Consider the following 24,563-nt stretch of genomic DNA (forward strand, 5'->3'; position numbering starts at 1 on the left):
ATGAGCGATTCCATAACTCGGTGAGATTTTCGGCCCTGCGCCCCCACGGTGCGGCCACGACATCTCGGTGTGAAAGGCTCTGCGGCTATGGCGAGAGATCAACTGCTGCAGACCCGGCACGGTGGGGCGCACGCCCGCCAGGCGTTGAGCAAGGTTCCGGAAGTCACCGTCCTGTTCTGGGTCATCAAGGTGCTCACCACCGGCATGGGTGAGACCACCTCCGACTACTTCGCGAACACGTTCAATCCGTACCTGGTCGTGCCGGTGGCGGGTCTCGTCTTCGCCGCGGCGCTCGCCGTGCAGCTGTTCGCCAAGCGCTACAACGCCGCGATCTACTGGTTCGCGGTCGTCATGGTGAGCGTGTTCGGCACCATGGTCGCCGACGTGCCGCACAAGCAGTTCGGGATCCCCTTCTCCGTCACCACGACGGTCTTCTGCGTCGTCCTCGCCGCCGTTCTCGGGCTCTGGTACCGCTCGGAGAAGACGCTTTCGATCCACAGCATCACCACCCGCCGCCGCGAGTTGTTCTACTGGGCGACGGTGCTCACCACCTTCGCGCTCGGCACGGCGACCGGTGACCTGACCGCGCAGACGCTCGGCTGGGGCTACTTCTCCTCCGGGGTGCTGTTCGCCGTGGTCATCGCGATCCCGACGATCGGCCACTGGAAGTTCGGCCTCAACCCGATCTTCGCCTTCTGGTTCGCCTACATCATCACCCGCCCGCTGGGCGCGTCCTTCGCGGACTGGATGGGCGTCGCCAAGAGCCATGGTGGCCTGGAGTGGGGCACCGGCCCGGTCAGTCTCGTGCTCGGTGTGCTGATCGTCGCCTTCGTCGGCTACCTCGGCGTGACCCGCAAGGACATCGCCGACTGACGGCGCAGAAAACCAGCTGACGGCTCCTCGCCCGATCGGGAGACTGGTGCTCGCCCCGCTGTCGCGGGCGACACCCCACCCCCCTCCGGCTGAGGAGCCGTCGTTGTGTCCAGCCTCCGAGTCACCGCAGAGCCGCTGACGATCCACCCCCACCCCGGCGCCGACGCGCTGGAACTGGCCCAGGTCGGCCTGTTCCGGGCCGTCGTGGCCAAGGGGGCGTACCGGAGCGGCGAGTACGCCGTCTACATCCCGGAGCAGGCGGTGCTCCCCTCCGGGCTGATCGACGAGCTGGGGTTGACCGGGCGGCTCGCGGGAGCGGAGCAGAACCGGGTCAAGGCGATCCGGTTGCGCGGGGAGCTGTCCCAGGGCATCGTCTGCCGGCCCCGCGCCGTCGCGGCGGCAGACCTCGCCACCGCGCACGCGGACGGGACCGACTTCGCCAACGAGCTGGGCATCACCAAGTGGGTGCCGCCGGTCCCGACGAGCATGTCGGGCGACGCCGAGCCCGCGCCGGACCTGCTGCCGTGGGTGGACATCGAGAACCTGCGCCGCTACCCGGACGTCTTCGCCGAGGGCGAGGAGGTGGTCGTCACGGAGAAGGTGCACGGCACCTGCTGCCTGTTCACCTGGCTCGCCGCCGCGGACGGCCGGGTCCAGGTCTCCTCCAAGGGCGTCGGCGCGGCGCACCTGGCGCTCAAGGAGGACGGCCGGAACGTGTACTGGCGCGCGGCGCGCGCCTTCGGCCTGCCGGCGGTCGCCGCTCGGCTGGCCGAGCGGCTCGGCGCGAGCCGGGTCGGCATCTTCGGCGAGGTCTACGGCCAGGGCGTCCAGGACCTCACTTACGGCGCGGACGTGCGGCGGGGCGAGCTCGGGTTCGTGGTGTTCGACCTCTCCTACGACGACGGCACCGGCGTGGTCCGCTGGCTCGACCCGGAGGAGTGGCTGGCGGGCGAGCTCCCGCTGGCGCCGCGCCTGTACAGCGGGCCGTTCTCGCACCCGACCGTGCTGGCGCTCGCCGAGGGACGCGAGACCCTTTCCGGGCGGGGCCTGCACATCCGCGAGGGCGTCGTGGTCCGCCCGCGGACCGAGCGGCCGAGCGCGGAGCTCGGCAGCAGCCGCGCCATCGTCAAGGTGATCAACCCGGCCTACCTGACGCGCAAGGGCGGGACCGAGTTCGAGTAACGCACTCGTTACGGAAAGCCGTTGTCGCAGGTGAGGCGGGTGGGGCGGGTGGGTTTACCCCCATTCGCCCCGGAGTGGTGAACTACCGTCCGCGCGCCGGTGCTGTCAGAATCGGGCGGTCTGTCGGAACAAGATCAGCCGTCCATTGCCGCCCGGCGCGTGAGGCGCGACCGGGCATGGGGGAGACATGCCTCGGCCTCGTCGCACCGTCCGCTCCGGCCTGCGCCGCTCCGCGCTGGGCCGTCCCGCTCTTCGCCGCGCCTGCGTGGTCGCGCTCGTCGGCGTCTCCGCGCTCAGCCTGGGCGCGGGGACCGCGCTGGCCACCGACGCCACCGCCGGTGACCAGCGGATCGCTCACTACCTCGGCACTCGCTTCCACCCGCTGACGGGACAGGCCTCCGGTGAGGTGCTGGACGCGGCCAGTGGGCGCGTCGTGTGGTCCTCGGGTGCGGGGGCGCAACTGATGCCCGCCTCCACCACCAAGATCGCCACGGCGATCGCCGCGCTCACGGTCCTGGGCCCGAACCACACCGAGCGCACCCGCGTCGTGCTGAAGGGGCGCAACCTGTACCTGGTCGGCGGCGCCGACCAGCACCTGACCGGCGACGACGTCAACGCCCTCGCCGACGCGGCGGCCACCGCGCTCAAGAAGCAGCGTCACACCAGCGTGACGCTCTACGTCGACGACTCGCTCTTCCCGCACGTCCAGCCGACCTCGCCGGGCTGGCAGCCCGGCTACGTCCCCGGCGAGGTCTCCTCGATCAGCGCGCTGCAGGTGTTCGGCCACGAGAACGTCGACAGCGCCCTGTACGCGGGCAACGTCTTCCGTTCCCGGCTGGCCACGCACGGCATCGGCGTGCAGTCGGGCGTGCTGAAGCGCGCCAAGGCGCCGAGCACGGCGACGCAGCTGGTCTCGCACGTCTCGGAGTCGCTCGCCTCCGAGGTGGAGCGGATGCTGAAGGACAGCGTCAACGACAACGCCGAGGGCTTCGCGCGCCTCACCGCGCTCGCCGTCCACCAGCCCGCCGACTGGCAGGGCGCCACCCGGGCCGTGCTGGCCACCGTCGCCCGCTACCACGTGCCGCTGACGGGCGTGCAGCTCTACGACGGCAGCGGCCTCTCCCGCTCGGACAAGATGACTGCGCGGGCGCTGGCCTCCATGGCCGCGCTGACGGTCGACCCGCGTTACCAGTCGGTCCTGAAGCCCGTTCTGGTCGGCTTCCCCGTCGCCGGGGTGGACGGCACCCTCGGCCCCGCCTGGGGCCGGTTCACGACGGCGCCGACCAAGTGCGCCGCCGGGAAGATCGATGCCAAGACCGGCACGCTGACCGGCGCCATCGCGCTGGCCGGGGTGACCCGCAACCAGCAGGACGGCCGCTGGAAGGCGTTCGCCTTCCTGGAGGAGGGCGGCTTCAACACGACCTCCGCACGCAACCTGATCGACCAGTGGGCGACTACCGTCGAGGGATGCTGGTAGACCCGGAGCACGTCACCGAACCCCCGTGCCCCCCGAGCCCGGAGGGGGAGCGGATCGTCCGCCGGCTCCGCGAGGTGTACCCGAGCGGAGCCGACGCGGAGCAGGCAGTGCGGCAGTCCGCCTACCTGCGCGACCAGTTTGCCTTCCTCGGTCTGCCGACACCCGAGCGGCGGGTGCTGTCGCGCACCGTCCTGGCCGGAGCAGTCAAGCCCGACCAGGACGTCTGTGCCTCCGTCGCACTCCAGGCGTGGCGGCTGCCGGAGCGGGAGTACCAGTACTTCGCCGTCGACCACCTGCGGCGTCACATCAAGGTCTGCGACGCCTCGTTCCTGCCGGTCGCGGCGCACCTGATCGTCACCCGCTCCTGGTGGGACACGGTCGACCACCTCGCCGCGCACGTCGTCGGCCGGCTCGTCGCGGCGGACGCCCGGCTGGTCGCCGAGATGGACGCGTGGATCACCGCGTCGAACCTCTGGCTCGCCCGCACGGCCCTGCTGCACCAGCTGACCTACCGTGAGAACACCGATGCGGAAAGGCTGTTCGCCTACTGCCGCACACAGTCGGGCCACCGCGACTTCTTCGTCCGCAAGGCCATCGGCTGGGCCCTGCGCACCTACGCCGCCACCGACCCGGACGCCGTCCGGTCGTTCCTGGCGGCCGAGGGCAACCGGCTCTCACCGTTGTCGATCCGCGAGGCGTCCAAGCACCTCTAGCGCACGCGGTCCTGGACTACTTGAACCAGTACCGGACGCCGTGGTGGTGCGAGCAGGTGCCGGAGGAGTGGGCGCTGTAGGACACCGACAGGTCCCGGCACTGGGCCGTCTCGTAGCGGTTCGCGGGCCGCTGGTGGTGGGTCCAGCCGCACAGGCCGGTGGTGTGCGAGACGCAGCGGTGCGCGCTGTTGGTGGTGGGCAGCGGGGACTGGGCCGAAGCGGCCGCCGCCGGGGCGAGGACGAGCGCGGCGGCGGTCGCGGCGACGGCTATCGAACGACGGAACAAGGCTTCTCCTGTGGGGGAGTTGTGATGATCGTGTGATCCTAGCGCGTGATCGCGCGAGACTGCCGCGATCGGCACAACTCCCCTCGGCGGCGCTCTGCGTCAGCTCAGCGGTCGGCAGAGCAGGGCGTCGGGGACGCCGCGGAGGTTCGGTGCGGACTGACGGGTCGTCACTCCCTGGAGGGTGCGTGCGGGATGCACGCGGCGCGGGGATACCGGCGGGTAACAATGCCGCACAGAACCCAACAAGTCCAGAGGGAAAACGGCATGATCATTGCGCCCCCAGCCGTTCAGCATCCCTTCACTTCTCGCACCCTGGCATGTACCCGACGGGCCCCTACTGTGGGGGCGCTACGCGCGTTGCGCAGCATGTTCCGCTCCCGCGCACCGCCCTCCCCAGCGGCTGACCGTCAGCCGAACCATCGCATCAGGAGCCCGACTTGAGCCCCGTACGCCGCAGACTCATCCGGACCCTCACGGCCGCGGCCACGGTCGCCACGGCAGCGATCCTGCCGGGTGCCGTGACCGCCCACGCCGCCGGCAACTACTCGCTGGTGGTTCTGCCCGACCAGGGTGAGAGCGCGATCTACAACTTCGTCAACTCCGCGACGAAGTCGATCGACGTGACGATCTACGAACTGCGCGACACCACGCTCGTGGGCGACCTGGTCGCCAAGGAGAAGGCCGGCGTCACGGTCCGCGTCCTCATCGACCCGAACCACAGCTCCGTCAACAGCGCGGCCTACAGCGCCCTGCAAGCCGGCGGGGTCGGGGTCAACTACTCCTCCACGTCGTTCACGTACACGCACCAGAAGACCATCACCGTCGACGGTGCCGAGTCCTACATCTCCACCGGCAACTTCGACACCACCTACTACGCGACCTCGCGCGACTACGGCGTCTTCGACACGACCGCGTCGGATGTCAGCGCGATCGAGGCGGTCTTCAACGCCGACTACGCCCACACCGCGATCACCCCCGCCGACGGCACCGACCTGGTCTGGTCGCCCACCGACTCGCAGACCCAGCTGCTGGGCCTGGTCAACGGCGCCCAGCACAGCCTGGACGTCGAGGAGGAGGAGTTCGGCGACACCGCCCTGGTCAACGCGATCGTCGCCGACGAGCAGCGCGGCGTCACGGTGCGCGTGGTCGCGGAGAACGAGAACAACAGCTACACCACCCAGCTGAACCAGGTGACGGCGGCCGGCGGCAAGGTCAAGACCTACACCAGCTCCACCGGTTACTACATCCACGCCAAGGCCATCGTCGCCGACTACGGCACCTCGACCGCCAAGGCCTTCGCCGGATCGGAGAACTTCTCCGACAACTCGCTCAACCACAACCGCGAACTGGGCCTGATCGTCGCGGACTCCGGCGTCGTCTCCGGCCTGGAGCAGGCCTTCGACGCCGACTTCGGCTCCTCCGCCACGGGCGCCGTCACCGTCACCAACCCCGGCAACCAGACCGGCACGGTCGGCACCGCGGCGAGCCTGCAGATCTCCGGCACCGACTCCGCCGGCGGCTCGCTGACCTACAGCGCGACCGGCCTCCCGGCGGGCCTGTCGCTCTCCTCGTCCGGCCTGATCTCCGGCACGCCGACCACCGCGGGCAGCTCCACCGTCACCGTGACCGCGACGGACGGCACCGGCGTCTCGGGCTCGACCTCCTTCACCTGGACCGTCACCTCGTCCGCAGGCGGCGGCTGCGCCAACCCCGGCCAGTTGCTGGGCAACCCCGGGTTCGAGACCGGCGCGCTGTCCCCCTGGACCGGCTCGTCCGGCGTCCTCAACAACGACACGACCTCCGAGTCCACCCACTCCGGTAGTTGGGACGCCTGGCTGGACGGCTACGGCAGCGCGCACACCGACACGCTCGCCCAGTCGGTGGCGATCCCGGCCGGCTGCGGCGCGAACTTCTCCTTCTGGCTGCACGTCGACACCGCCGAGACCAGCACCACCACGGCCTACGACACCCTCAAGGTCCAGGTGCTGAACGGCTCCGGCACGGTCCTGGCCACGCTCGCGACCTACTCCAACCTCAACGCGGCCTCCGGCTACAGCCAGCACTCCTTCGACCTGTCCCCCTACGCCGGGCAGACCGTCACCCTCAAGTTCACCGGCAGCGAGGACAGCGAGTACCAGACCAGCTTCGTCCTCGACGACACGGCGCTGAACGTCTCCTGACGTTCCCTGCCTCTCGTGCCTCGGTCGGGCCCCCGCTCTCCGGAGCGGGGGCCTTCGCGTTTCTCGCACCGGGCCGTGGCAGGATCGTTCGCACCGAAGGCGCCGACAAGGGGAGCGAACCACCGATGGAGCCGCGCCACAGCCTGCTGACCGTCCACGCCCACCCGGACGACGAGTCCCTGTGGACGGGCGGCCTGCTCGCCCGTGAGGCTGCCGCCGGGCGCGCCACCGCCGTCGTCACCTGCACGGACGGCGAACTCGCCGACGGCAGCTCCGCCGCCGCGCGCGGCACCCGCACCAAGGAGTGGACGCGGGCGTTGCAGGTCCTCGGCGTCACCACGTCGGCGATGCTGCCCTACCGGGACTCCGGCCGTGCCGGCTCCGGCCCGGGCTCCCTGTGCGCCGCGCCGTTCGACGAGGTGGTGGCCCACCTGGTCGCGCAGATCCGGACGCTGCGCCCGACATCGGTGGTCACCTACGACCCGGCGGGGGTCTCCGGCCACCTCGACCACATCCGCGTCCACCGCGCGACCCTGGCCGCGATCGAGGCGGCGGCCGTCCCCTTCCTCCTGCCCGACGCGGGCCCGGCCTGGGCGGCCTCCGCGCTGTGGCTGGTCACGGTCCCCACCTCCCTCGCGCAGCGCGCCGCGGCGGCGGGGTTCCAGCCCGAGAACGTCCCGTCGACCCCCGACGAGCGTGTCGCGGCCTCCCTCGACGTCCGCCCCTGGCTGGACACCAAGTGGGTCGCGCTCCAGTGCCACGCCTCGGAGTTCGCGCGCGGCGCGAGCGTCTCCCTCCTCACCGACCCGGCCCTGCGCGAGGCGGGCCTTGGCACGGAGCACTACCTGCACCGCCCCGGCCCCGGCGCGACGGTCACGCGCCAGGCCCTCTGATCCATCGCGGGCCTGCCCTCAGTGCGGTCGGGGTTGTCCGCCGAGGGCCTTGCTGAGCACGACGCCCCGCGGGCCGAATCCGCAGGCGGAGTAGAAGCCGATGCCGTCCGTGTTCGCGGCGAAGATGCCCGCGTACAACTGCACGACGCCGCGCTCTGCGGCGAGCCGCTCGGTCGCGCGCACGAGCGCGCTGCCCACGCCGCGACCGCGTCGGCCTTCCAGGACGACGGTGTGGATCTCTGCGGCTGCCCGCGGCACCAGGATCTGGTGCTCCGGCGGCTCGGGCAGCAGGACGAGCTCCGCCATCCCCACCACCTCGGCGTCCAGCTCCGCGACCGAGATCAGCGCCTCGGCGGCCTCCCCCTGACCGGCGGAGAGGCGCGCCTCGAAATGCCGCCGGACCGCCTCGGCGTCGGGCATCCGGTAGGTCCCGGGCGCCAACGCGATGTGCTGCTCGGCGTTGGCCAGGCGCAGCCGGACGAGAGCGGGGATGTCCCGCACCTCGGCGGGTCGGACCACGACCGTCTGCTCGCGGCCGACCTCCGCCTGGGCTGTGCGGTGCGGATCCACCGGCCGTGCCTCCCTGTCCGTGTGCCTGCCCGTCGCGGGCGGGCTCATCCTGCCGCCCGGCACACGGGGGTGGCAACAACGTGTCAGGAGCCGGAGCCGGAGCCGGAGCCGGGCCCGGGTGCGGACGGCTCGGGAGGGGTGTCGCCGAGGAGCCAGCGCGCGCCCGGGCCGTGGGAGGCGGCGGTGTCGTCGGGGTTGTAGAGCGCGCAGCGCTTGAGCGAGAGGCAGCCGCAGCCCACGCAGCCACCGAGCTTGCGCCGCAGCAGCTGGAGTTCGGCGATCTGCTCGTCGATCCGGCGCTGCCAGGCGCGCGCCACCGGCGCCCACTCCGTGGCGTTGGGTGCGTGGTCCACCGGCAGGCGGGCCAGCGCCTGCCCGGCCTCGTCGAGGGAGAGCCCGACCCGCTGCGCGGCCCGGACGAAGGCGACCCGTCGCAGCATCGCCCGGTGGTAGCGGCGCTGGCCGCCGGCGGTGCGCTCGGAGGAGATCAGCCCGAGCTCCTCGTAGTAGCGGAGGGCGGAGGTGGCCAGGCCGCTGCGCGCGGCGAGTTCACCGATCGTCAGTCGGTCCTTCAGCGGGGACATGCACGGCTCCGGTTCGGGGGTGGGGATGCGGCGGTCGACGCTGGGGCGACGTGAGCCGGTATACCGCATGCGCCCCCGCTGCCGGTCACCTGCTCGACCGCGTCCTGTTCGCCCGGGGCGGGTGAGTGGGCCGGTCGGAGCCGCTTGACTTCAAGTGCGCTTGAAGTTGCACGCTCTTCCCATGACGCTGACCACGGCCGACGCCGACACCACCACCTACTCCGAACTCGCGGGCCTGATGCGCCGGATGACCGGCGCCGAGAAGCACGGCCCGGCGGCGAGTTCCACGCTGGACGCCCTCTGGGTCCTCTACGACCGGGTGCTGCGGGTCACCCCCGGGACCGCCGAGGACCAGGACCGGGACCGGTTCCTGCTCTCCAAGGGCCATGGCCCGATGGCCTACTACGCCGTCCTCGCCGCCAAGGGCTTCATCGCGCCGGACCTGCTGGACAGCTTCGGCCACTACGACTCGCCGCTCGGCCACCACCCCGACCGCACCCTCGTGCCCGGCGTGGAGATCGGCAGCGGCTCGCTCGGGCACGGCCTGCCGCTCGGTGTCGGCACCGCGCTGGGTCTGCGGGCGCAGGGTCTGCTCGACCCCGCCGTCTGGGTGCTGATCGGGGACGCCGAGCTGGACGAGGGCAGCAACCACGAGGCCCTCGCCTACGCCGGATCGACCGGACTGGGCCGCCTGCACACGGTCGTGATCGACAACCAGTCCGCGACGCACGGCTGGCCCGGCGGCATCGCCTCCCGCTTCACCGCGAACGGCTGGTCCGCCGTCACCGTCGACGGCCGCGATCACGACGCGCTGTTCGAGGCGTTCACTCAGCCGCACCCCGGCCGGCCGCACGCGGTCGTCGCCGTCGTCGAGCCCAAGAACTGACCCGGACACCCCTCCCACCTCAGCCCTTCCCACGGACGGATCCCTGCCATGATGCGCGAGCGTTTCATCTCCACCACCACCGCCCTGCTCGACGAGGACCCGCGTCTCGCGGTCGTGCTCGCGGACATCTCCGCTTCCGGCTTCGACGCCGCGGCGGCGGCGCACCCCGACCGGGTGGTCAACGTCGGGATCCGCGAGCAGTTGCTGATCGGTGCGACGGGCGGCCTCGCGCTGGCGGGGATGCGCCCGATCGCGCACACCTTCGCCAGCTTCCTGGTCGAGCGGCCCTTCGAGCAGGTCAAGCTGGACCTCGGCCACCAGGGTGTCGGCGCGGTGCTGGTCAGTGCCCTCGGCTCCTACGACTGGCCCGCGGGCGGGCGCACCCACATGTCCCCGGCGGACGTCGCCCTGCTGGACACGCTGCCCGGCTGGACCGTCCATGTCCCCGGCCACGCGGACGAGGCGGAGCGGCTGCTGCGCGACGCGGCGGGCGGTGAGGGCCTCGTCTACGTGCGGCTGTCCCTGCAGAGCAACGCCGTTGCCCGGCCGATCACGCCCGGACGGTTCCTGACCGTCCGTGAGGGGCGGCGTGGTCCCGTCGTCGTCGCGGTCGGACCGGTGCTGGACGAGGTCCTGGCGGCGTTGGACGGCGTGGACGCGACCGTGCTGTACGCGTCCACCGTCCGCCCCTTCGACTCGGCGGCGCTGCGCGCCGCGCTGGCCGATCGCGCCGCCGCCGACGTGGTCGTGGTCGAGCCCTACCTGGCCGGGACGTCGACCCCGTTCGTCGCCGAGGCGCTGGCGGACCGTCCGCACCGGATCCTCGGCCTCGGCGTCGCCCGTGAGGAGCTGCGGCACTACGGCACGATGGCGGACCACATCGCCGCCCACGGCCTGGACGCCCACTCCCTCCGCGCGCGGATCACGACCTGGGCGGGCCTCCGATAGGCCCGGACCGCTCGCCGCGTTCTGCTCGCGGTGGTGGCCGGCGACGGCCTCGGTCCGGTGCGGTCCCGGGCGTGGCGTCCGGTCACAGCGCCGGGCGCAGTCCCGTCCGGACCGCCCGTGGCGCCCTGAGCTCGGCGGCCGCTCGCGGCGCGCCGCCCGGTGCGGCCGTGCGGCCGGGCGTCAGTGCTCGGCGCTGGTGCGCTCGTCGTCGCGCTCCGTGGCGCCGTCGCGGCCACGGCTGCGACCGAGGAGGATCCAGACCAGGGCCGCTGCGGCGACCAGAAGGCCCCCGGACAGCAGCGCGGCCACGTTGAGGCCGTGGACGAAGGAGTCCTGCGCGGCGCGCAGCAGCGTGGCGCCCGGGCCGGACGGGAGGGCGTGCGCGTCCTGGACCGCGCCGCCGAGCGAGTCGCGGGCCGCGTCCGGAGTACCGGCCGGCAGGCCGGAGCGGTAGATGGCCGTGGTCACCGTGCCGACGAGGGCGATGCCGAGCGCGGTGCCCAGCTCGTACGCGGTCTCGGAGACGGCCGAGGCCGCGCCGGCCTTGGTCGCGGGGGCCGCGTCGAGGACCATCGTCGTCGACAGGGCGTAGACGACGCCCTCGACCATGCCGATCGCCGCGAAGGCGACACCGATCACCAGGTACGAGGTGGAGGCGTCGAGCCAGCCCAGCACCCCGATACCGAGGCCCATGGCCAGCAGAGCGCCGGCGAGCGTACGGCGGTGGCCGGCGCGCCTGGCGATCCAGGCGGCGAGCAGCGCGCCGAGCGTGGAGCCGGCGAAGGCCGGCATGTCGGCGAGACCGGCGACCAGCGGCGAGTAGCCGCGGACCAGCTGGAAGTACTGGGAGAGGAAGAAGACGACGCCGGACAGCCCGATCAGCGCGATCAGCGCGGCCAGGACGGCCGCGGTGAAGCGGCGGTTCGCGAAGAGCCGGACGTCCAGCAGCGGCATCGGCAGGCGCAGCTGGCGGCGCCAGAACACGATCAGGCAGGTGACGCCGAGGACACCGGCGAGCCACACGTCGACCCGGCCCAGGCCGTCGACCGCGGCCTCCTTGACGGCGTAGACGGCGCCGATGATGCCGACCAGGGACATGCCCACACTCGGCAGGTCCCAGGCGCCCGGCTTCGGGTCGCGCGACTCGGGCAGCAGGCGGGCGCCGAGCACCAGCAGCACCAGCACCAGCGGGACGTTGATCAGGAAGACGGAGCCCCACCAGAAGTGCTCCAGCAGCACGCCGCCGAGCAGCGGGCCACCCGCGGCACCGGCGGTCGCGGCGGCACCCCAGATGCCGATGGCGCGGGCACGCTCACGGTTGTCGGGGAAGAGGGTGCGGATCAGCGACAGGGTGGACGGCATGATCGTCGCGCCGGCGACACCCAGCAGGGCACGCGCGGCGATCAGCCAGCCGGCGCTCGGCGCGTAGGCGGCCAGCAGCGACGCGGCACCGAAGGCCGCGGCGCCGATCAGCAGCACGCGGCGGCGGCCGACACGATCGCTCAGCGAGCCCATGCTCACCAGCAGACCGGCGATGACGAAGGAGTAGCTGTCGCCGATCCACAGCAGCTGCGGCGCGGACGGGGACAGGCTCTCGCTGATGAACGGCAGCGCGAGCACGAGCACGGTGGCGTCGACCGCCACCAGGAGCACGGCCAGGACGAGGACCGCGAGCGCGGTCCAGCGGGTGCGCGAGCTGCCGGAGGGCGCACCCGGGCGGTTATATCGGTAGGCGGAGGTGGTCTGCGGCACGGTCATGTCCGTGGTCATGAGAAGAACTCTCGGTCTTGGGTGGTTCGAAGTGGCAGGCGGTGCGGCGGGCGGAGGCGGGGGCCGGGGGAGCCGGTCAGTCGCGGCGGACCGCGCCGCCGAGGAAGAGCTCGGTCAGGGCCCGGGTGCCGTCGCGGAGGGCCAGGCGTCCGTCCTGGACGGCCCAGCCGACGCCGGCGAGGAGGTCGAAGAAGGCCTCGCTCAGCCATGCGGCCGGCAGCTCGATTCTGAACGCGCCCGACTGCTGGCCGCGCAGGAAGAGCGCGGCGACCCGTGCGTCGATCCGGTCCCAGGACGCGGTGATGGTGTCGTCCTCGAAGAGCCGGGCCTCGCCGGAGAGGAAGGCGACCAGTTCCGCGTGGGGGATGATCGCGTCCGCCAGGCGGCGCACGGCGTCGATGGGATCCCCCTCGTCGAGGGCCGCGGCGTCCAGGGCCGCCTCCATCCGCGACAGCGCGTACGTGCCGATCTCGTGGAGCAGCCGTTCACGGCCCGGGAAGAGCCGGTGCAGCGTCGCCCGGCTGATCCCGGCGGCGCGGGCGATCTCGTCCATCGCGGCCGCGGGCTGCCGCGAGAGCAGCCCGCCGGCGGCGAGAAGGATGGAGTCGCGATCGGTGGCCATGGAGCAAGGATATATCAAGTGAGACAGATTTGTCTCACTTGATATCCGGCTGTGGCAGCACGGCCTCGTCGCCGACCCCGATCCGACCGGGCCGCACCACCTGCGCGTAGACGCCGACGCAGGGCTCGGCGGCCCGCCCGGGCAGCGCGGGCACGCGGTGGTGGGCGGCCGGGACGCGCAGCGCGTCGAGGTCCCTGGGGAGCGGACCGTGCGCGAGGGTCGGCACGGCGCAGCGCGGAGTGGACGCGATGACCCGCAGCACCAGTTCCGGCCCGATCCGCAGCTCTCCGCCGATCCAGCCGTGCTCGGCGAAGGCCGCCTCCGACGTGTCGAGCACGATGTTCGGGCGGTAGCGCGCCACCTCGACCCGGGCACGCGCACTGAGCGCGGCGATCCGGTCGAGCGTCGCGACCGTGACGAGGTGGACCGGCGCGAAGTCGAAGAAGCAGCCGGGCGGCGCGGCGGAGCCGAACGCCACCACGTCCGCCTCCACCTCGGCCGTCACCCCCGCGCGCAGCACCTGCTCGGGCCGCGCCCGGTCCAGGATCGCGCCGACGGGTGGCGTGTCGGTCAGTGCCACCTTCCGGCCCAGCGCCTCGGACAGCTCCGCGTCGAGCGCCGGATCCCCGGCGGCGAGGTCCGAGAGCTTCGGAATGCGCACGCGCACCTCGCCCGCCTCGTCGAGCGACGCCCGGTAGGCGAGGAGGCCACGCCACAGACGTGGCTGCTTGGCGCTGGCGACCTTGCCCGACTCCGCGTCCAGGACGGCCCATCGCCGGTCGCCGTCCAGGCCGCGCGCGTCCACGGTGACCCGGGTGAGCGACTCGCCCAGCATCGACTTCACCGGATACCGAGACAGGCCGGTGACGGTGCCGGTGCCCGCCGCGCTCACGACGCGACCGCTCGGTGGAGGCAGTCCAGCACGGCCAGCTCGTCGCCGGAGAGGCGCAGTCCGGCCGCCGCGACGTTGGCCTCCAGGTGGGCCGGATCGCCGGTGCCGGGAATCGCGAGGACGTGCGGGCCCTGGTGGAGTGTCCAGGCGATGCGCAGCTGAGCCGTGCTGACGCCGCGGCTCTCCGCGAGGGCCCGGAGCGCCTCGGGCTCGGGCAGGCCCGCGCCCTTGTCGCGTCCGCTTCCCGCGATCGAGTAGAACGGGACGAACGCCACGCCCTGTTCGCCGCAGGCCCGCAGCAGCTCCTCCTGCTCCGGCGTCGCCGCACCGAGGCCGAACGGGTTCTGCACGCAGACCACGGGGGCGATCGCCCGGGCCTCGGCCAACTGGTGCGCGCGGATGTTGGACAGCCCCAGGTGGCGGATCAGCCCCCGTTCCCGCAGCTCCGCGAGCGCGCCGAAGCGTTCGGCGACCGGGGCGTCGCCGAGGACCCGCAGGTTGACGACGTCCAGGTGGTCGCGGCCGAGCTGACGCAGGTTCTCCTCGACCTGCCCGCGCAGTTGGGCGGGGGTGGCGTGGGGCAGCCAGGCCCCCGCGAGATCGCGGCCCGGCCCGACCTTCGTGACGATGACCAAGTCGTCGCGGTAGGGCGAGAGCGCACGGTTGATCAGTTCGTTGGCGCTGCGCGTCGCGGAGAAGTAGAAGGCGGCGGTGTCGACGTGGTTGACGCCGAGCTCCACCGCCCGGCGCAGCACCCCGATCGCCTGGTCGCGGTCGCGCGGCGCGGCATCCGGGTGGAAGGCCGCGCCTGTCTGCGCCAGCCGCATCGTGCCGAGTCCGATCCGGCGGACGGGCAGGTCGCCCAGCGTCCAGGTCCCCGCCGCCGTTGCGGGGAGCGGGTTCGTCTGTGTGATCATGCCGGGAATCGTCGTCCGCCGGTACGGTGACAGCCACTGATTCAGCTGAGCCCGAATCCTCAGGGACGACGGCGGCAGTAGCGGCAACGGGGCAACGGGGGGACACGTTGGGCGAGCCGGCCTTCTCGGCGCAGGACCTGCTGCAGATGCGCTTCGCGATCTCGCCCATGTGGGAGGTCGGTACGAGTTTCCGGGTGCTCCGGGGCGGGCCCGGATACCCCTTGCACCGGCGCTGGATCGACCAGGTGTGGCCGCACGCCGTGGCGGCCGGGCTCGACCGTGGCTGGCTCGCCGAGCTGATCCCGCCGAGATCCGGCTACGTCCCCGACTTCCTGAACCCGGCCCCGACCCGGCCCGCGCCGACGCTCGCCGAGGAGCTCGCCGTCGTCGTCGCCACGCCCGCCGCCCGGGTCCGGAACGAGCTGGACGTCTTCGAGAGCAAGGGCGAGCGGCTCGGGCCCCGCCTGCGCGCACTCCATGCGAACCCTGCGGCCCGACTACCGAGCATCGCCGCGGAGATCGAGGCCTACTGGGACCTCGCCCTGGCCCCCTACTGGGCGCGCGTGCGCGCCGTTCTCGAGGCCGACATCCACCACCGCGCACGGCAAGTGGCCGAACACGGCGCTGTGCGCGCCCTGGACGAGCTGCACCCGTCGCTGCGGTGGGACCGGGGCGAGCTGCGCCTGGCCCTACGGCCGCTGGGCGTCGACCGGGAGACGGCGGGTACGGGCCTGCTGCTGATCCCGTCGGCCTTCAAAGGACCGCGCCTCGCCGTGCGGTTCACCCCGCCGGACCCGCCGCAGCTCGCCTACGCCGCGCGCGGCCTGGGCACCCTGCTGCAACCTCCGCCGGTCGCCGGGACGGACGCGCTCGCCGCCGTCCTCGGCCGGTCCCGCGCGCTGCTGCTGACGGAACTGCACAGCCCCGCCTCCACCACGGATCTCGCGGCCCGGACAGGGCTCTCCCCGGGTGGGGTCTCCCAGCACCTCACCGCGCTGCGTCAGGCCGGCCTGGTCAGCGCCCACCGGGCGGGCCGGTCCGTCCTCTATGCCCGGACGGACGCGGCCGAGACGCTGCTCGGCGCGGCCGCCGCCGGAAGCCGCCCGGATCCGACGTGAGCCGACGTGTTCCTTCGTGAGCCCCCCGCCGGCCCACGCGAGCCGGGGGACGCAGGCTCACTCCTCTGTCATCACCCGGTAGAGCCGGCGCAGGGAGCGGTCGAGGGGGCGGCCGTGGAGGGTCAGGCCGGTCGGACCCAGGTCGTCGAGGGCGGGGGCCGGGGGCAGGTCGTCGCGGCCCGGCACCGGATACGGCGCCGGCTCGGACCAGAACCCCGCCGGGGTCGGGGTGAGCGGCTCCGGACCGGAGGGCGACGGGGCTCGCCGCAGATGCGCGAGGAGCCGGACCCGGTCGCGGCCGCGCCAGCGCAGCAGCAGGAACGGGTCGTGGTCGAAGGCGATCGCCAACGCGCCGAGCAGGGCCGCGACATGGCGGCACACGCCGCCGGCCGGGCTGTCCGGGCCGCCGGTGCGGCCGCAGGCGCAGTCGAGGGTCAGCTCCGTCGCCCGCGCGGGCAGCAGGGGCAGGCCGACCTGGGCCAGCAGTGCGTCCGTGTCCGGCGGGAGCTCGTCGGCGAGCAGGCGGTGGCGCACCGCCGCGAGCGCCTCCTCCGCCCGGTGCCACTCGTCGGCGTCGAAGACCGTCAGATCCGCCCACGCGTCCACCCCGCCGACACGGGCCCGCGCCGAGCCCGGCGCCACCGACAGCTCGCGGACCTGCGCCGAGCCGCCCGACTCACGCATCTGGTCGGCGAACAGGCCCACGCCCAGCGACTCGACGCGCGCCAGGAACCGGTCGGACCACGCCGGCCACGCCCCAGAAGCCGCAGAGGCGGGAACGTTCACAGCTCGCTCACCGCCTCCTCAGCCAGTGCCAGCACGTCCGCGAGGGCGTCGGGCGACAGGGCCGTCAGCACCTCCAGCACCCCGGCGTCCGCCGGGAGGCCGCCACCGATCACCGCGTCGGCCAGCATCCGCTTGGCGGTGAGCAGTTCGTCGACCCGCTCCTCCACCGTGCCGACGCTGACCAGCCGCCGCACCTGCACATCGCGGCGCTGCCCGATCCGGTAGGCGCGGTCGGTGGCCTGCTCCTCGACCGCCGGGTTCCACCAACGGTCCAGATGCACCACCTGGTTGGCGGCCGTGAGGTTCAGTCCGGTGCCGCCCGCCCTGAGCGAGAGCAGGAAGACGCCCGGCTCCTCGTCCTCCTGGAACGAATCCACCAGGACCCGCCGCTCGGGCTCGGGCACGCCCCCGTGCAGGAACCGCACGCGGCAGCCCAGGCGCCGCCGCAGGTAGGGCTGGAGCAGCCGGCCGAACTGCGCGTACTGGGTGAAGCAGAGCGTGCTGTCGCCCTCGGAGAGTGCTCCCTCCAGGATCTCCTCCAGCAGCGCCACCTTGCCGGAACGCCCCTCCATGCGCACCGCCGCGCCGCGCGCGCCCTCGCCGGTGAAGAGCGCCGGATGGTCGCAGACCTGTTTCAGCCGGGTCAGCGCGGCCAGCACGGAGCCGCGCCGCTCCAGATCACGGGTGTAGCCCATGCCCTTGATGCGTTGCAGCAGCCGGGTGACGACGGCGCGGTAGAGCGCGGCCTGCTCCACCGTCAGATTGCACAGCACCGTCATCTCCTGCTTGCGCGGAAGCTCCGCCGCGATCGCCGGATCGGTCTTGACCCGGCGCAGCACGAACGGCTCGGTGCGGCGCCGCAGCAGCGCGGTGGCCCGTTCGCTCGCGTTGCGTTCGATGGCCACCGCGTAGCGTTCCTTGAACTGCTCGGCGGTGCCGAACAGCCCCGGATTGACGAAGTCCAGCAGGGAGTGGAGATCGGCCAGCCGGTTCTCGACCGGCGTGCCGGTCAGGGCGATCCGGTGCGTCGCGGGCAGCGCCCGCACCGCGCGCGACTGGAGGGTCGCCGCGTTCTTGAGGTGCTGGGCCTCGTCCGCGACGATGCGGTGCCAGGAGAGCGAGCGCAGCGCCTGGAAGTCGCGCGCCGCCAAACCGTAGGTGGTGAGCACGACGTCGGCGGCGAGCGCCGCCTCGCGCACCCGCGCCGTACCGCCGCGCCGCGCGCCGTGGTGGACGTGCACCCGCAGCATCGGCGCGAAGCGCGCGCACTCACGCTCCCAGTTGCCGAGCAGCGACATCGGGACGACGACGAGCGTGGGCGCGCCCGGTGCGGCGGGCGCGCCGGCTGTGCCGGTGCCCGCGTACTCGGCGGCCAGGAGGGCGAGGGTCTGGACGGTCTTGCCCAGGCCCATGTCGTCGGCCAGCACCCCACCGAGGCCGAGGCGGGCGAGCTCGGCCAGCCAGGCGACACCGTCGTGCTGGTAGGGGCGCAGCTCGGCCCGGAAGCCCGGCGGGAGAGGCACGGGTTCGTAGGCGGGCGGAGCGGGAGGCCCGGACGGATCGGAAGGCCCGGAACCGGCCGGGCCGGTGGGGCCGGACGGGCTGGTGACGGGCGTGCCCGGCCCCGACGCCTCGTCCGGCTGCCCGAGCGCAGGCTCTCCGGGCAGCCCCCGCGCGTCGGCGGGCCCGAGCCCGGCGGAGGTAGGGCCGGTAGGGCCGGCGGGCGCCGGCTCGCCGGGCTGTACCCGGGGCGAGGTCGCGTCGGAGAGCCGGGCGATGAGCCCGCGCAGACGCCCCTCCACCTCGACCGCCAGGACCGGCAGCCCCGCCGGTTCCCGCGCGTCCAGCATCAGGCCGAGCACCTCGGAGACGGCCATCTCGCCCGATCCCTCACGAGAGAGGAAGGCGGCGGCCGCCGCCAGGCGGTCAGGATCCGCCACCAGCCAACGGCCGCGCAGCTGCACGAGGGTGTCCTTGGCGGCGGTGAGCAGCGTCAGCTCCTCGGCCGTCAGCGGCTCCCCGCCGAGCGCCAGCTGCCACTGGAAGGCGAGCAGCTCCTCCCGGCCGACCGTGCTCTCCTGCTCCACGACGCCCGCCTGCGCCGGACGCGCCGCCAGCAGCAGGCCGAGCGACGGCGGCTCGCGCCACCACGACGGCAGCAGCACCTCGAAGCCGGCCCCGGCGAGCCGGGGCGCGGCCTCGCGCAGGAACGTCAGTGCCTCGGCGCGGTCCAGCCAGCGGCCCTGCGGGCGGGCCTCGTCGGCGAGGTCGGCCAGCAGGGGATGGGTGCGCGCGGCGCGGCGCACCTCCAGGACGAACGCGCCCTCCGGCGCCGGTACGGACTCCGCGAGCACGACCGCCCCGGCCCGCCCGGCCCACAGATCCTCGCCCGTGACCACGTGCGAGGGTTCGTCGGCGGCGGAGAGCAGCAGCTCCAGCCACCAGCGATCCTCGTCCTCCTCTGCCTGGCCGAGCGGCTCCACCAGCCGGAAGCCCAGGCGCAGCCGCCCCGCTGACGCCCCCTCGCTCGGTGCGCGCCAGGCGCGCAGGCGCGCGGAGAGCCCGCGCCAGCGCTCCGACGGGCCCGGCAGCGCGCCGTCCTCGGCACAGAGCGCGGCGAGGAGGAGCGCGTCGGGCTCGACCGGCTCCGAGGCGGCCGGCGACGGCACCCCGGCGAGCCGTGCCCGCGCCTCCTCGTCCACGAGCACCCCGAGCAGCTCCTCCGCCAGCGCGGCGGACGAGCGCCGCGCCCCGGCCTCCGCCCGGCACACGGGCGGACACGCGGCCACCAACCCGGCCAGCTCCTCACCCTCGGCCACCCCCGGCGCCGCCCACCACCGCGCCTGCGCGCGCCCGGGCCCCGCCCCACGCTCGGCCAGCGCATCCCGACGCGCCCCATCGCCGGGGCGGGCGTCGGTCGGGAGGCTGCTGTCCGGGAGGCTGACACCTGGAAGGCCGATACCCGGAAGGCTGATCCCTGGAAGGCTGATCCCCGGAAGGACGCGGCCGCGGGCGGTGAGGCGCCAGGCGAGGTCGTGGAGGGCGGTGAGCCAGCGCAGCGAGGAGCCGTAGGCGGCCTCGACCGGGCCGAGACCCGGGAGGTCGGGGTGGACGGCCTGGCGCTCGGGGGAGTGCAGGGCACCGAGCAGCTGTGCCGCCTGCCCTCGCGTGAACAGCAGCGACGGGACCCGCCACGGCGTCAGACGCGCCGCGCCGCGCCGCTCGTGGGCGGAGGGGAAGGCGATCTCGGGCGAGGGCAGCGGCGTGCCCTCGGCGGTGGGCAGCAGCAGACGGGTGTCGTCCTCGGCGGCCTGCTCGGTGAGCCAGGCGAGCCCGGGCCCCACGGCGGACAGCAGCGCTCGCAGCGCGGCCGGCGGGCAGGCGAAAGGATGCAGCCCGGCCTCCGCGTCCGGCGGTGCGGACGGACGCGCGGCGTCCTCGGCCCAGAGCGCGAGGCGGTGGTCGGCGCGCCAGATCGCGTGCAGCGCGAACATGGCCTCACCAGCTCCCCGACCTCGGGGACGGCCGTTCCGCCCCTTCGACCAGCAGCCTAAGCGGGCGCACTGACAGAAGCCGAAACGGCGCCGGGGCGGGACCCGGGGTAGGGGCCCGGCAGGGCCGTCATGCGCCGCACCGCCGGGCCGCGACGGGGGCACGGTGCCGGCGGTGCGTGGCGTCGGGCCCCCGGCAAGGAGGACCCGACGCCGGATCAGCTCTGGTTGTAGAAGCCCGAGTCGTCCGAGGCGTTGTCGATGACCATGACCTCGATCTCCGGCGGCGCGAGCAGGAAGACCCGGCGGGCGATCCGCTCCATCGTGCCGCGGGTGCCGAAGACCAGGCCGGAGGCGAAGTCGATCAGACGCTTGGCGTCCGGGTCCGCCATCTGGGTGAGGTCCATGATGACGGGGGTGCCGACGCGCACGTGCTCGCCGATCTCACGCGCCGAGTCGAACCCGGTCGGACGCACCTGGGTGATGCGCGGGGACAACGGTGCCGCGTCGGGCTCCGGGGAGTCCCACGGCTCCTCGTAGTCCGGGACCGCCACCGGGTACCGTCCCGACGGCGACAGCCACCCGCGGTAGTCGTCACGCAGTGCTGCTCCCATGCCCAACCTCCCCATCCGTCCTGCTGCCCCGTGTGATGCTCGCGCCGCCGGCGTTCCACCGGGACGAGAGCGGGTTCTTGCTGACGTGGTTTCCCACGATGCTGTCCGAGTATCGCATTGATCACCGACAAGGCACCCGTCCGGACGCCTCGCCGCGCCGTCCGTGTCAACCGTTCTGACGATTCATTCGGACGTAATACGGATTCAGCTGGTTCCACTCGAACAGAAGTACGATTTATGGTTCCCCGGATCTGCTGACTTCGAGGTGTGCCGGGTTTCGCGTGCGCCCTGAGGGGCACATTTCGGGCTCGGCGTCCTTCGTTCGGGTCGCGCGTCCGTCGTGCCGGTGTTGCCTACTCTCCGGTGGTTCCGTCGATCCGCTCGCGCAGGAGGTCCGCGTGACCGTTGTGGCGCGCGTACTCCTCGATCATGTGCACGTAGATCCAGCGCAGCGGAACCTGCTCGCCACGCCGTGTCCCGCCGTCGTTCAGACCGCGCGGGGCGGCCAGTTCCCTGGCCAGTGCGACCTCCTGACGCCACAGCGCCACCGCGGCCTCCGGGTCGGCCGCGTCGACCTCGTCGAAGTCGCCGTCCGGCGAGGCCTCGGTCCAGTGGTGCGCCGGTGCCTCCTGGCCGTCGAGGACGACCCGGAACCAGTAGCGTTCCACGTCCGCCATGTGGCGGACCAGCCCGAGCAGCGAGAGCGTCGACGGCGGCACCGAGCGCCGGCGCAACTGCGCCGCGTCGAGGCCCGCGCATTTGACCGCCAGCGTCTCCCGGTGCAAGTCGAGGAAGCTTTCCAGCATGGCCCGCTCGCCCTGCAGGTAGGGCGGATCGGTCCGCTCGTCCTTGGTGGGAATGACGATCTGACGGTCGCTCGGCTGCGAGGGTCCGATGGAACTCATGCGCCTATGATTGCGGGCCCGGACGTTTTCCGGCCATGGATTTGTCGGATGAGCCAGAAAGCGGCATATTCGAAATCGATCAGATATTCGACTCAATGGGGCTCGACTCCCGCGTGGCGACAACCGGTGCGGCCCGGCCGAGTCGGGGAGCCAGCAGTCGTGCGCCGGCGATCAGGCCCAGGGTCAGCGCCGTGACCACGACGAAGCTGACGCGCAGTGACGTCGCCTCGGCGATCGCGCCCACCGTGGCCGGAGCCACCAGCCCCGAGGTGTAGGTGATCGTCGCGACACCCGCGATCGACCGGCTCGGGTTGTCCCCGCTGTGACCGGCCGCCGCGAAGCAGAGCGGGACGACCACCGCGATGCCGATGCCGAGCAGCGCGAAGCCCCCGATCGCCTGCACGGCGCTGGTCGCGGTCACCACCAGCACGCCCCCGGCCGCCGCCAGGGCGCCGCTGACGCGGGTGGTGGGCACGGCACCGAAGCGCCGGACGGCTGCGTCCCCCGACAGTCGGGCGATCGCCATGGTGCAGGCGAAGGCCGTGTAGCTCGCGGCGGCGACGGCGGGCGCCGCGTTCGCGACCGTGCGCAGGTAGACGCCGCTCCAGTCGCCACCCGCGCCCTCGGCGAACACGGCGCAGAAGCCGACCAGGCCGATCGCCAGAGCCGAGCGCGGCGGCAGGGTGAACCGGGGCGGCGCCTCCTCCTCCGGCTCGGGCCGCACGTCCAGCAGTCCCTGGCAGGCCGGCAGGGCCAGAACCACCAAGGCGGCCGCGACCACGGCCAGATGCGCCGGGCCGGGCACGGCGGCCGCGGTCGCGGCCACGCCGACCGCGGAGCCGAGCAGCCCGCCGACGCTCCACATGCCGTGCAGCCCCGACATGACCGAGCGCCCCAGTCGCGCCTCGACCTCGACCGCCTGCGCGTTCATGGCCACGTCGGCGACGCCGGCGCAGGCGCCGTAGGCGAACAGGGCCAGGACCAGCAGGGGGAGGTTCGGTGCGAGGGCGGGCAGGGCGAGCGCGGCGGCGAAGAGGGTGATCAGCAGTCGGTTGCCCGCCCGGTGGCCGAGCGCGTGCAGGATCCGTCCGGCGAGCGGCATGGACAGGAAGGAGCCGATCGCGGGTGCGACCAGGGCCAGACCCAGTTGGCCCGCGGACAGGTGCAGGTGATCCTTGATCCAGGGGATCCGGGTCGCGAAGCTGCCCGACGCCGCGCCGTGGATCGCGAAGACGGCGGCGACCGAGATCCGGGCCCGTCGCAGGCGCGGTGCGCCCGCCGGGTCCTCGCTCGCGTCGTCGTCCGTTCTGCAGCCGTCCGCCATGCCGCCCCCAGCGTCGAAAGTCCGTACCAAGACCTTATCGATGGCGGCGCCGTCCGGGCCGACCCTTTCATCATGTGAACAGTGGATGACGTCTGGATGCCCGCACATGCGAGAGGAAGTTCGCTCCACGGGTCGCTTGTGCCATGCTACGAGTGACGAAGGGGCAGCAGGTGCGACAGGATGATCGACACGTGAACAGCTATCGGATCGGCGAGGCGGCCGCTCTGCTCGGAGTCAGCGCGGACACCATGCGCCGCTGGGTCGACGCGGGGAGGCTCCATGCCCAGCGGGACGAGCACGGCCACCGCATCGTGCCCGGCCCCGATCTCGCCGCCTTCGCCCGCGAACTCGCCCGGTCGGGCAACGCCGAGGAGGGAATCCCGTCCTCGGCGCGCAACCGGTTCCGCGGCATCGTCACCGAGGTGATCCTCGGTGACGTCGCCGCGCAGGTGGAGATCCAGGCCGGCCCGTTCCGCGTGGTCTCCCTGATCAGCCGGGAGTCCGCGGAGGAGCTCGGTCTGGAGCCCGGCGTGCCGGCCGTGGCTGTGATCAAGTCGACCAACGTTGTCGTCGAACGGACCTGATCCGTTCGACCGCCCCGACGCGTGGCCCGCACGGGAGGCCCCGTGCGGACCGCGCCCGACCCGAGACCACTGGGGGTTTCCACATGAGCACCTCGCACACCACGATCGCGCCGCGCCTGCGTCGCGCCGCCGTCGCCGGCACGGCCGCGCTGGCCCTGCTCGGCCTGGCCGCCTGTAGTTCGTCCTCCTCCACCGGCTCGTCCGGTGCCTCGGCCTCTGCCTCCTCGTCCTCCGCCGCCTCCGGCGCGGCGTCCGGCGCCGCCATCAGCGGCAAGGTGACGGTCTTCGCCGCAGCCTCGCTGAAGAAGACCTTCACCGAGCTCGGCAAGGAGTTCGAGGCCGCCCACCCGGGTACCACCGTCACCTTCAACTTCGGTGGCAGCGACACCCTCGCCGCGTCCATCGTCTCCGGCGCCCCCGCCGACGTCTTCGCCGCCGCCAGCACGACCACGATGAACACCGTGGTGAGCAAGGGCGACGCGGCCGGCACGCCGGTCGACTTCGCCAAGAACGAGCTCGAGATCGCCGTCGCCAACGGCAACCCCAAGCACCTGACCACCCTCTCCGGCCTGACCGCCTCCGGCATCAAGGTCGCGCTCTGCGCCAAGACCGTCCCCTGCGGCGCCGCGGCCGTCAAGGCGCTCGCCGCCGCCGGCGTGAAGCTCACCCCGGTCACGCTGGAGCAGGACGTCACCTCCGCGCTGAACAAGGTCGAGCTCGGCGAGGTCGACGCCGCGCTCGTCTACAAGACGGACGTCCAGGGCGCCGCCGGCAAGGTCACCGGTGTCAACTTCCCCGAGGCCGCCAAGGCCGTCACCACCTACCCGGTGGTCGCCCTCAAGGGCAGCAGCAACGCCGCCGCCGCGCAGGCCTTCGCCGCGTTCGTGGCGTCGCCGCAGGGTGAGCAGGTCCTCACCGCTGCCGGTTTCATGGCACCCTGACGCCGTG

23 protein-coding genes are annotated in these 24,563 nt (G+C 73.1%); 11 read left to right on the forward strand and 12 right to left on the reverse strand.

The window, feature by feature from the left end; all coding sequences use genetic code 11:
* Positions 1–87: 87 nt before the first annotated feature.
* From ABH931_RS04490 to ABH931_RS04505, 4 genes are all read left to right on the forward strand, one after another.
* Positions 88–873 (forward strand): hypothetical protein, encoded by a 786-nt coding sequence (locus tag ABH931_RS04490; protein WP_370110088.1) that lies wholly within the window; start codon positions 88–90, stop codon positions 871–873.
* A 105-nt stretch (positions 874–978) separates the two neighbouring features.
* On the forward strand, positions 979–2,055 hold the full coding sequence (locus ABH931_RS04495) for an RNA ligase (ATP) (protein ID WP_370110090.1): 1,077 nt from the start codon (positions 979–981) through the stop codon (positions 2,053–2,055).
* Positions 2,056–2,242: 187 nt separating this feature from the next.
* Complete coding sequence (dacB, locus tag ABH931_RS04500) at positions 2,243–3,532, forward strand: D-alanyl-D-alanine carboxypeptidase/D-alanyl-D-alanine-endopeptidase (protein WP_370110091.1); 1,290 nt, start codon at positions 2,243–2,245, stop codon at positions 3,530–3,532.
* Complete coding sequence (locus ABH931_RS04505; protein ID WP_370110093.1) at positions 3,523–4,245, forward strand: DNA alkylation repair protein; 723 nt, start codon at positions 3,523–3,525, stop codon at positions 4,243–4,245. The genes dacB and ABH931_RS04505 overlap by 10 nt, the downstream gene beginning before the upstream one ends.
* A gap of 16 nt (positions 4,246–4,261) precedes the next feature.
* Here the strand turns inward: ABH931_RS04505 and ABH931_RS04510 are convergent, their stop codons facing one another.
* Positions 4,262–4,531: a hypothetical protein gene (locus ABH931_RS04510; RefSeq protein ID WP_370110095.1), complete on the reverse strand. Its 270-nt coding sequence runs from the start codon at positions 4,529–4,531 to the stop codon at positions 4,262–4,264.
* A gap of 437 nt (positions 4,532–4,968) precedes the next feature.
* On the opposite strand from ABH931_RS04510, the gene ABH931_RS04515 reads away from it, so the two are divergent.
* Both ABH931_RS04515 and ABH931_RS04520 read left to right on the forward strand, forming a co-directional pair.
* Complete coding sequence (locus tag ABH931_RS04515; protein WP_370110097.1) at positions 4,969–6,711, forward strand: phospholipase D-like domain-containing protein; 1,743 nt, start codon at positions 4,969–4,971, stop codon at positions 6,709–6,711.
* A 125-nt stretch (positions 6,712–6,836) separates the two neighbouring features.
* Positions 6,837–7,604, forward strand: coding sequence for a PIG-L family deacetylase (locus ABH931_RS04520; protein WP_370110099.1), 768 nt, complete (start codon positions 6,837–6,839; stop codon positions 7,602–7,604).
* A gap of 18 nt (positions 7,605–7,622) precedes the next feature.
* Here the strand turns inward: ABH931_RS04520 and ABH931_RS04525 are convergent, their stop codons facing one another.
* Together ABH931_RS04525 and soxR are read right to left on the reverse strand one after the other, a co-directional pair.
* The gene (locus tag ABH931_RS04525) at positions 7,623–8,174 is read right to left on the reverse strand and encodes an N-acetyltransferase family protein (RefSeq protein ID WP_370110100.1); all 552 of its coding nucleotides are present in this window, start codon (positions 8,172–8,174) and stop codon (positions 7,623–7,625) included.
* An 83-nt stretch (positions 8,175–8,257) separates the two neighbouring features.
* Positions 8,258–8,758: a redox-sensitive transcriptional activator SoxR gene (gene soxR / locus ABH931_RS04530; protein ID WP_370110102.1), complete on the reverse strand. Its 501-nt coding sequence runs from the start codon at positions 8,756–8,758 to the stop codon at positions 8,258–8,260.
* 181 nt (positions 8,759–8,939) lie between these two features.
* On the opposite strand from soxR, the gene ABH931_RS04535 reads away from it, so the two are divergent.
* Together ABH931_RS04535 and ABH931_RS04540 are read left to right on the forward strand one after the other, a co-directional pair.
* Positions 8,940–9,644 carry a transketolase gene (locus ABH931_RS04535; RefSeq protein ID WP_370110104.1) on the forward strand — a complete coding sequence of 235 codons (705 nt, stop codon included), beginning with the start codon at positions 8,940–8,942 and terminating at the stop codon, positions 9,642–9,644.
* 48 nt (positions 9,645–9,692) lie between these two features.
* Complete coding sequence (locus ABH931_RS04540; protein WP_370110106.1) at positions 9,693–10,592, forward strand: transketolase family protein; 900 nt, start codon at positions 9,693–9,695, stop codon at positions 10,590–10,592.
* A gap of 180 nt (positions 10,593–10,772) precedes the next feature.
* Here the strand turns inward: ABH931_RS04540 and ABH931_RS04545 are convergent, their stop codons facing one another.
* From ABH931_RS04545 to ABH931_RS04560, 4 genes are all read right to left on the reverse strand, one after another.
* Positions 10,773–12,362 (reverse strand): MFS transporter, encoded by a 1,590-nt coding sequence (locus tag ABH931_RS04545; protein ID WP_370110108.1) that lies wholly within the window; start codon positions 12,360–12,362, stop codon positions 10,773–10,775.
* 76 nt (positions 12,363–12,438) lie between these two features.
* Entirely contained in the window at positions 12,439–12,984 is a 546-nt protein-coding gene (locus ABH931_RS04550; RefSeq protein ID WP_370110110.1) for a TetR/AcrR family transcriptional regulator, read from the reverse strand.
* A gap of 34 nt (positions 12,985–13,018) precedes the next feature.
* Positions 13,019–13,876, reverse strand: coding sequence for an MOSC domain-containing protein (locus tag ABH931_RS04555; RefSeq protein WP_370110112.1), 858 nt, complete (start codon positions 13,874–13,876; stop codon positions 13,019–13,021).
* A complete protein-coding gene (locus tag ABH931_RS04560; protein WP_370110114.1) occupies positions 13,873–14,793 on the reverse strand; it encodes an aldo/keto reductase in 921 nt (306 codons plus the stop codon). The genes ABH931_RS04555 and ABH931_RS04560 overlap by 4 nt, the downstream gene beginning before the upstream one ends.
* Before the next feature lie 107 nt (positions 14,794–14,900).
* Between ABH931_RS04560 and ABH931_RS04565 the strand changes: the two genes are divergently transcribed.
* The gene (locus ABH931_RS04565) at positions 14,901–15,911 is read left to right on the forward strand and encodes a DUF5937 family protein (protein WP_370110116.1); all 1,011 of its coding nucleotides are present in this window, start codon (positions 14,901–14,903) and stop codon (positions 15,909–15,911) included.
* A 57-nt stretch (positions 15,912–15,968) separates the two neighbouring features.
* Here the strand turns inward: ABH931_RS04565 and ABH931_RS04570 are convergent, their stop codons facing one another.
* From ABH931_RS04570 to ABH931_RS04590, 5 genes are all read right to left on the reverse strand, one after another.
* Entirely contained in the window at positions 15,969–16,697 is a 729-nt protein-coding gene (locus tag ABH931_RS04570; protein ID WP_370110118.1) for a hypothetical protein, read from the reverse strand.
* Entirely contained in the window at positions 16,694–20,191 is a 3,498-nt protein-coding gene (locus ABH931_RS04575) for an SNF2-related protein (protein ID WP_370110120.1), read from the reverse strand. Before ABH931_RS04575 ends, ABH931_RS04570 begins: the two co-directional genes overlap by 4 nt.
* A gap of 215 nt (positions 20,192–20,406) precedes the next feature.
* Positions 20,407–20,802: a cell division protein SepF gene (locus tag ABH931_RS04580; protein WP_370110122.1), complete on the reverse strand. Its 396-nt coding sequence runs from the start codon at positions 20,800–20,802 to the stop codon at positions 20,407–20,409.
* Between the two features lie 353 nt (positions 20,803–21,155).
* Positions 21,156–21,707: a DinB family protein gene (locus tag ABH931_RS04585; protein WP_370110124.1), complete on the reverse strand. Its 552-nt coding sequence runs from the start codon at positions 21,705–21,707 to the stop codon at positions 21,156–21,158.
* Between the two features lie 79 nt (positions 21,708–21,786).
* Complete coding sequence (locus tag ABH931_RS04590; protein WP_370110126.1) at positions 21,787–23,031, reverse strand: MFS transporter; 1,245 nt, start codon at positions 23,029–23,031, stop codon at positions 21,787–21,789.
* Positions 23,032–23,222: 191 nt separating this feature from the next.
* Between ABH931_RS04590 and ABH931_RS04595 the strand changes: the two genes are divergently transcribed.
* Together ABH931_RS04595 and modA are read left to right on the forward strand one after the other, a co-directional pair.
* Positions 23,223–23,615: a molybdopterin-binding protein gene (locus ABH931_RS04595; protein ID WP_370110128.1), complete on the forward strand. Its 393-nt coding sequence runs from the start codon at positions 23,223–23,225 to the stop codon at positions 23,613–23,615.
* A gap of 83 nt (positions 23,616–23,698) precedes the next feature.
* Positions 23,699–24,556 carry a molybdate ABC transporter substrate-binding protein gene (gene modA / locus ABH931_RS04600; protein ID WP_370110130.1) on the forward strand — a complete coding sequence of 286 codons (858 nt, stop codon included), beginning with the start codon at positions 23,699–23,701 and terminating at the stop codon, positions 24,554–24,556.
* The last annotated feature ends 7 nt before the right edge of the window (positions 24,557–24,563 follow it).

The sequence above is a fragment of the Streptacidiphilus sp. MAP12-33 genome (genome assembly GCF_041261265.1).
GTDB lineage: Bacteria > Actinomycetota > Actinomycetes > Streptomycetales > Streptomycetaceae > Streptacidiphilus.

What these genes read in the sequence shown, in the direction of transcription:
- ABH931_RS04490 (WP_370110088.1), top strand. Translation starts at nt 88, where the DNA reads ATGGCGAGAGATCAACTGCTGCAGACCCGGCACGGTGGGGCGCACGCC.
- dacB (WP_370110091.1), top strand. Translation starts at nt 2,243, where the DNA reads ATGCCTCGGCCTCGTCGCACCGTCCGCTCCGGCCTGCGCCGCTCCGCG.
- ABH931_RS04505 (WP_370110093.1), top strand. Translation starts at nt 3,523, where the DNA reads ATGCTGGTAGACCCGGAGCACGTCACCGAACCCCCGTGCCCCCCGAGC.
- ABH931_RS04520 (WP_370110099.1), top strand. Translation starts at nt 6,837, where the DNA reads ATGGAGCCGCGCCACAGCCTGCTGACCGTCCACGCCCACCCGGACGAC.
- soxR (WP_370110102.1), bottom strand. Translation starts at nt 8,758, where the DNA reads ATGTCCCCGCTGAAGGACCGACTGACGATCGGTGAACTCGCCGCGCGC.
- ABH931_RS04535 (WP_370110104.1), top strand. Translation starts at nt 8,940, where the DNA reads ATGACGCTGACCACGGCCGACGCCGACACCACCACCTACTCCGAACTC.
- ABH931_RS04540 (WP_370110106.1), top strand. Translation starts at nt 9,693, where the DNA reads ATGATGCGCGAGCGTTTCATCTCCACCACCACCGCCCTGCTCGACGAG.
- ABH931_RS04545 (WP_370110108.1), bottom strand. Translation starts at nt 12,362, where the DNA reads ATGACCACGGACATGACCGTGCCGCAGACCACCTCCGCCTACCGATAT.
- ABH931_RS04550 (WP_370110110.1), bottom strand. Translation starts at nt 12,984, where the DNA reads ATGGCCACCGATCGCGACTCCATCCTTCTCGCCGCCGGCGGGCTGCTC.
- ABH931_RS04560 (WP_370110114.1), bottom strand. Translation starts at nt 14,793, where the DNA reads ATGATCACACAGACGAACCCGCTCCCCGCAACGGCGGCGGGGACCTGG.
- ABH931_RS04575 (WP_370110120.1), bottom strand. Translation starts at nt 20,191, where the DNA reads ATGTTCGCGCTGCACGCGATCTGGCGCGCCGACCACCGCCTCGCGCTC.
- ABH931_RS04580 (WP_370110122.1), bottom strand. Translation starts at nt 20,802, where the DNA reads ATGGGAGCAGCACTGCGTGACGACTACCGCGGGTGGCTGTCGCCGTCG.
- ABH931_RS04585 (WP_370110124.1), bottom strand. Translation starts at nt 21,707, where the DNA reads ATGAGTTCCATCGGACCCTCGCAGCCGAGCGACCGTCAGATCGTCATT.
- ABH931_RS04590 (WP_370110126.1), bottom strand. Translation starts at nt 23,031, where the DNA reads ATGGCGGACGGCTGCAGAACGGACGACGACGCGAGCGAGGACCCGGCG.
- modA (WP_370110130.1), top strand. Translation starts at nt 23,699, where the DNA reads ATGAGCACCTCGCACACCACGATCGCGCCGCGCCTGCGTCGCGCCGCC.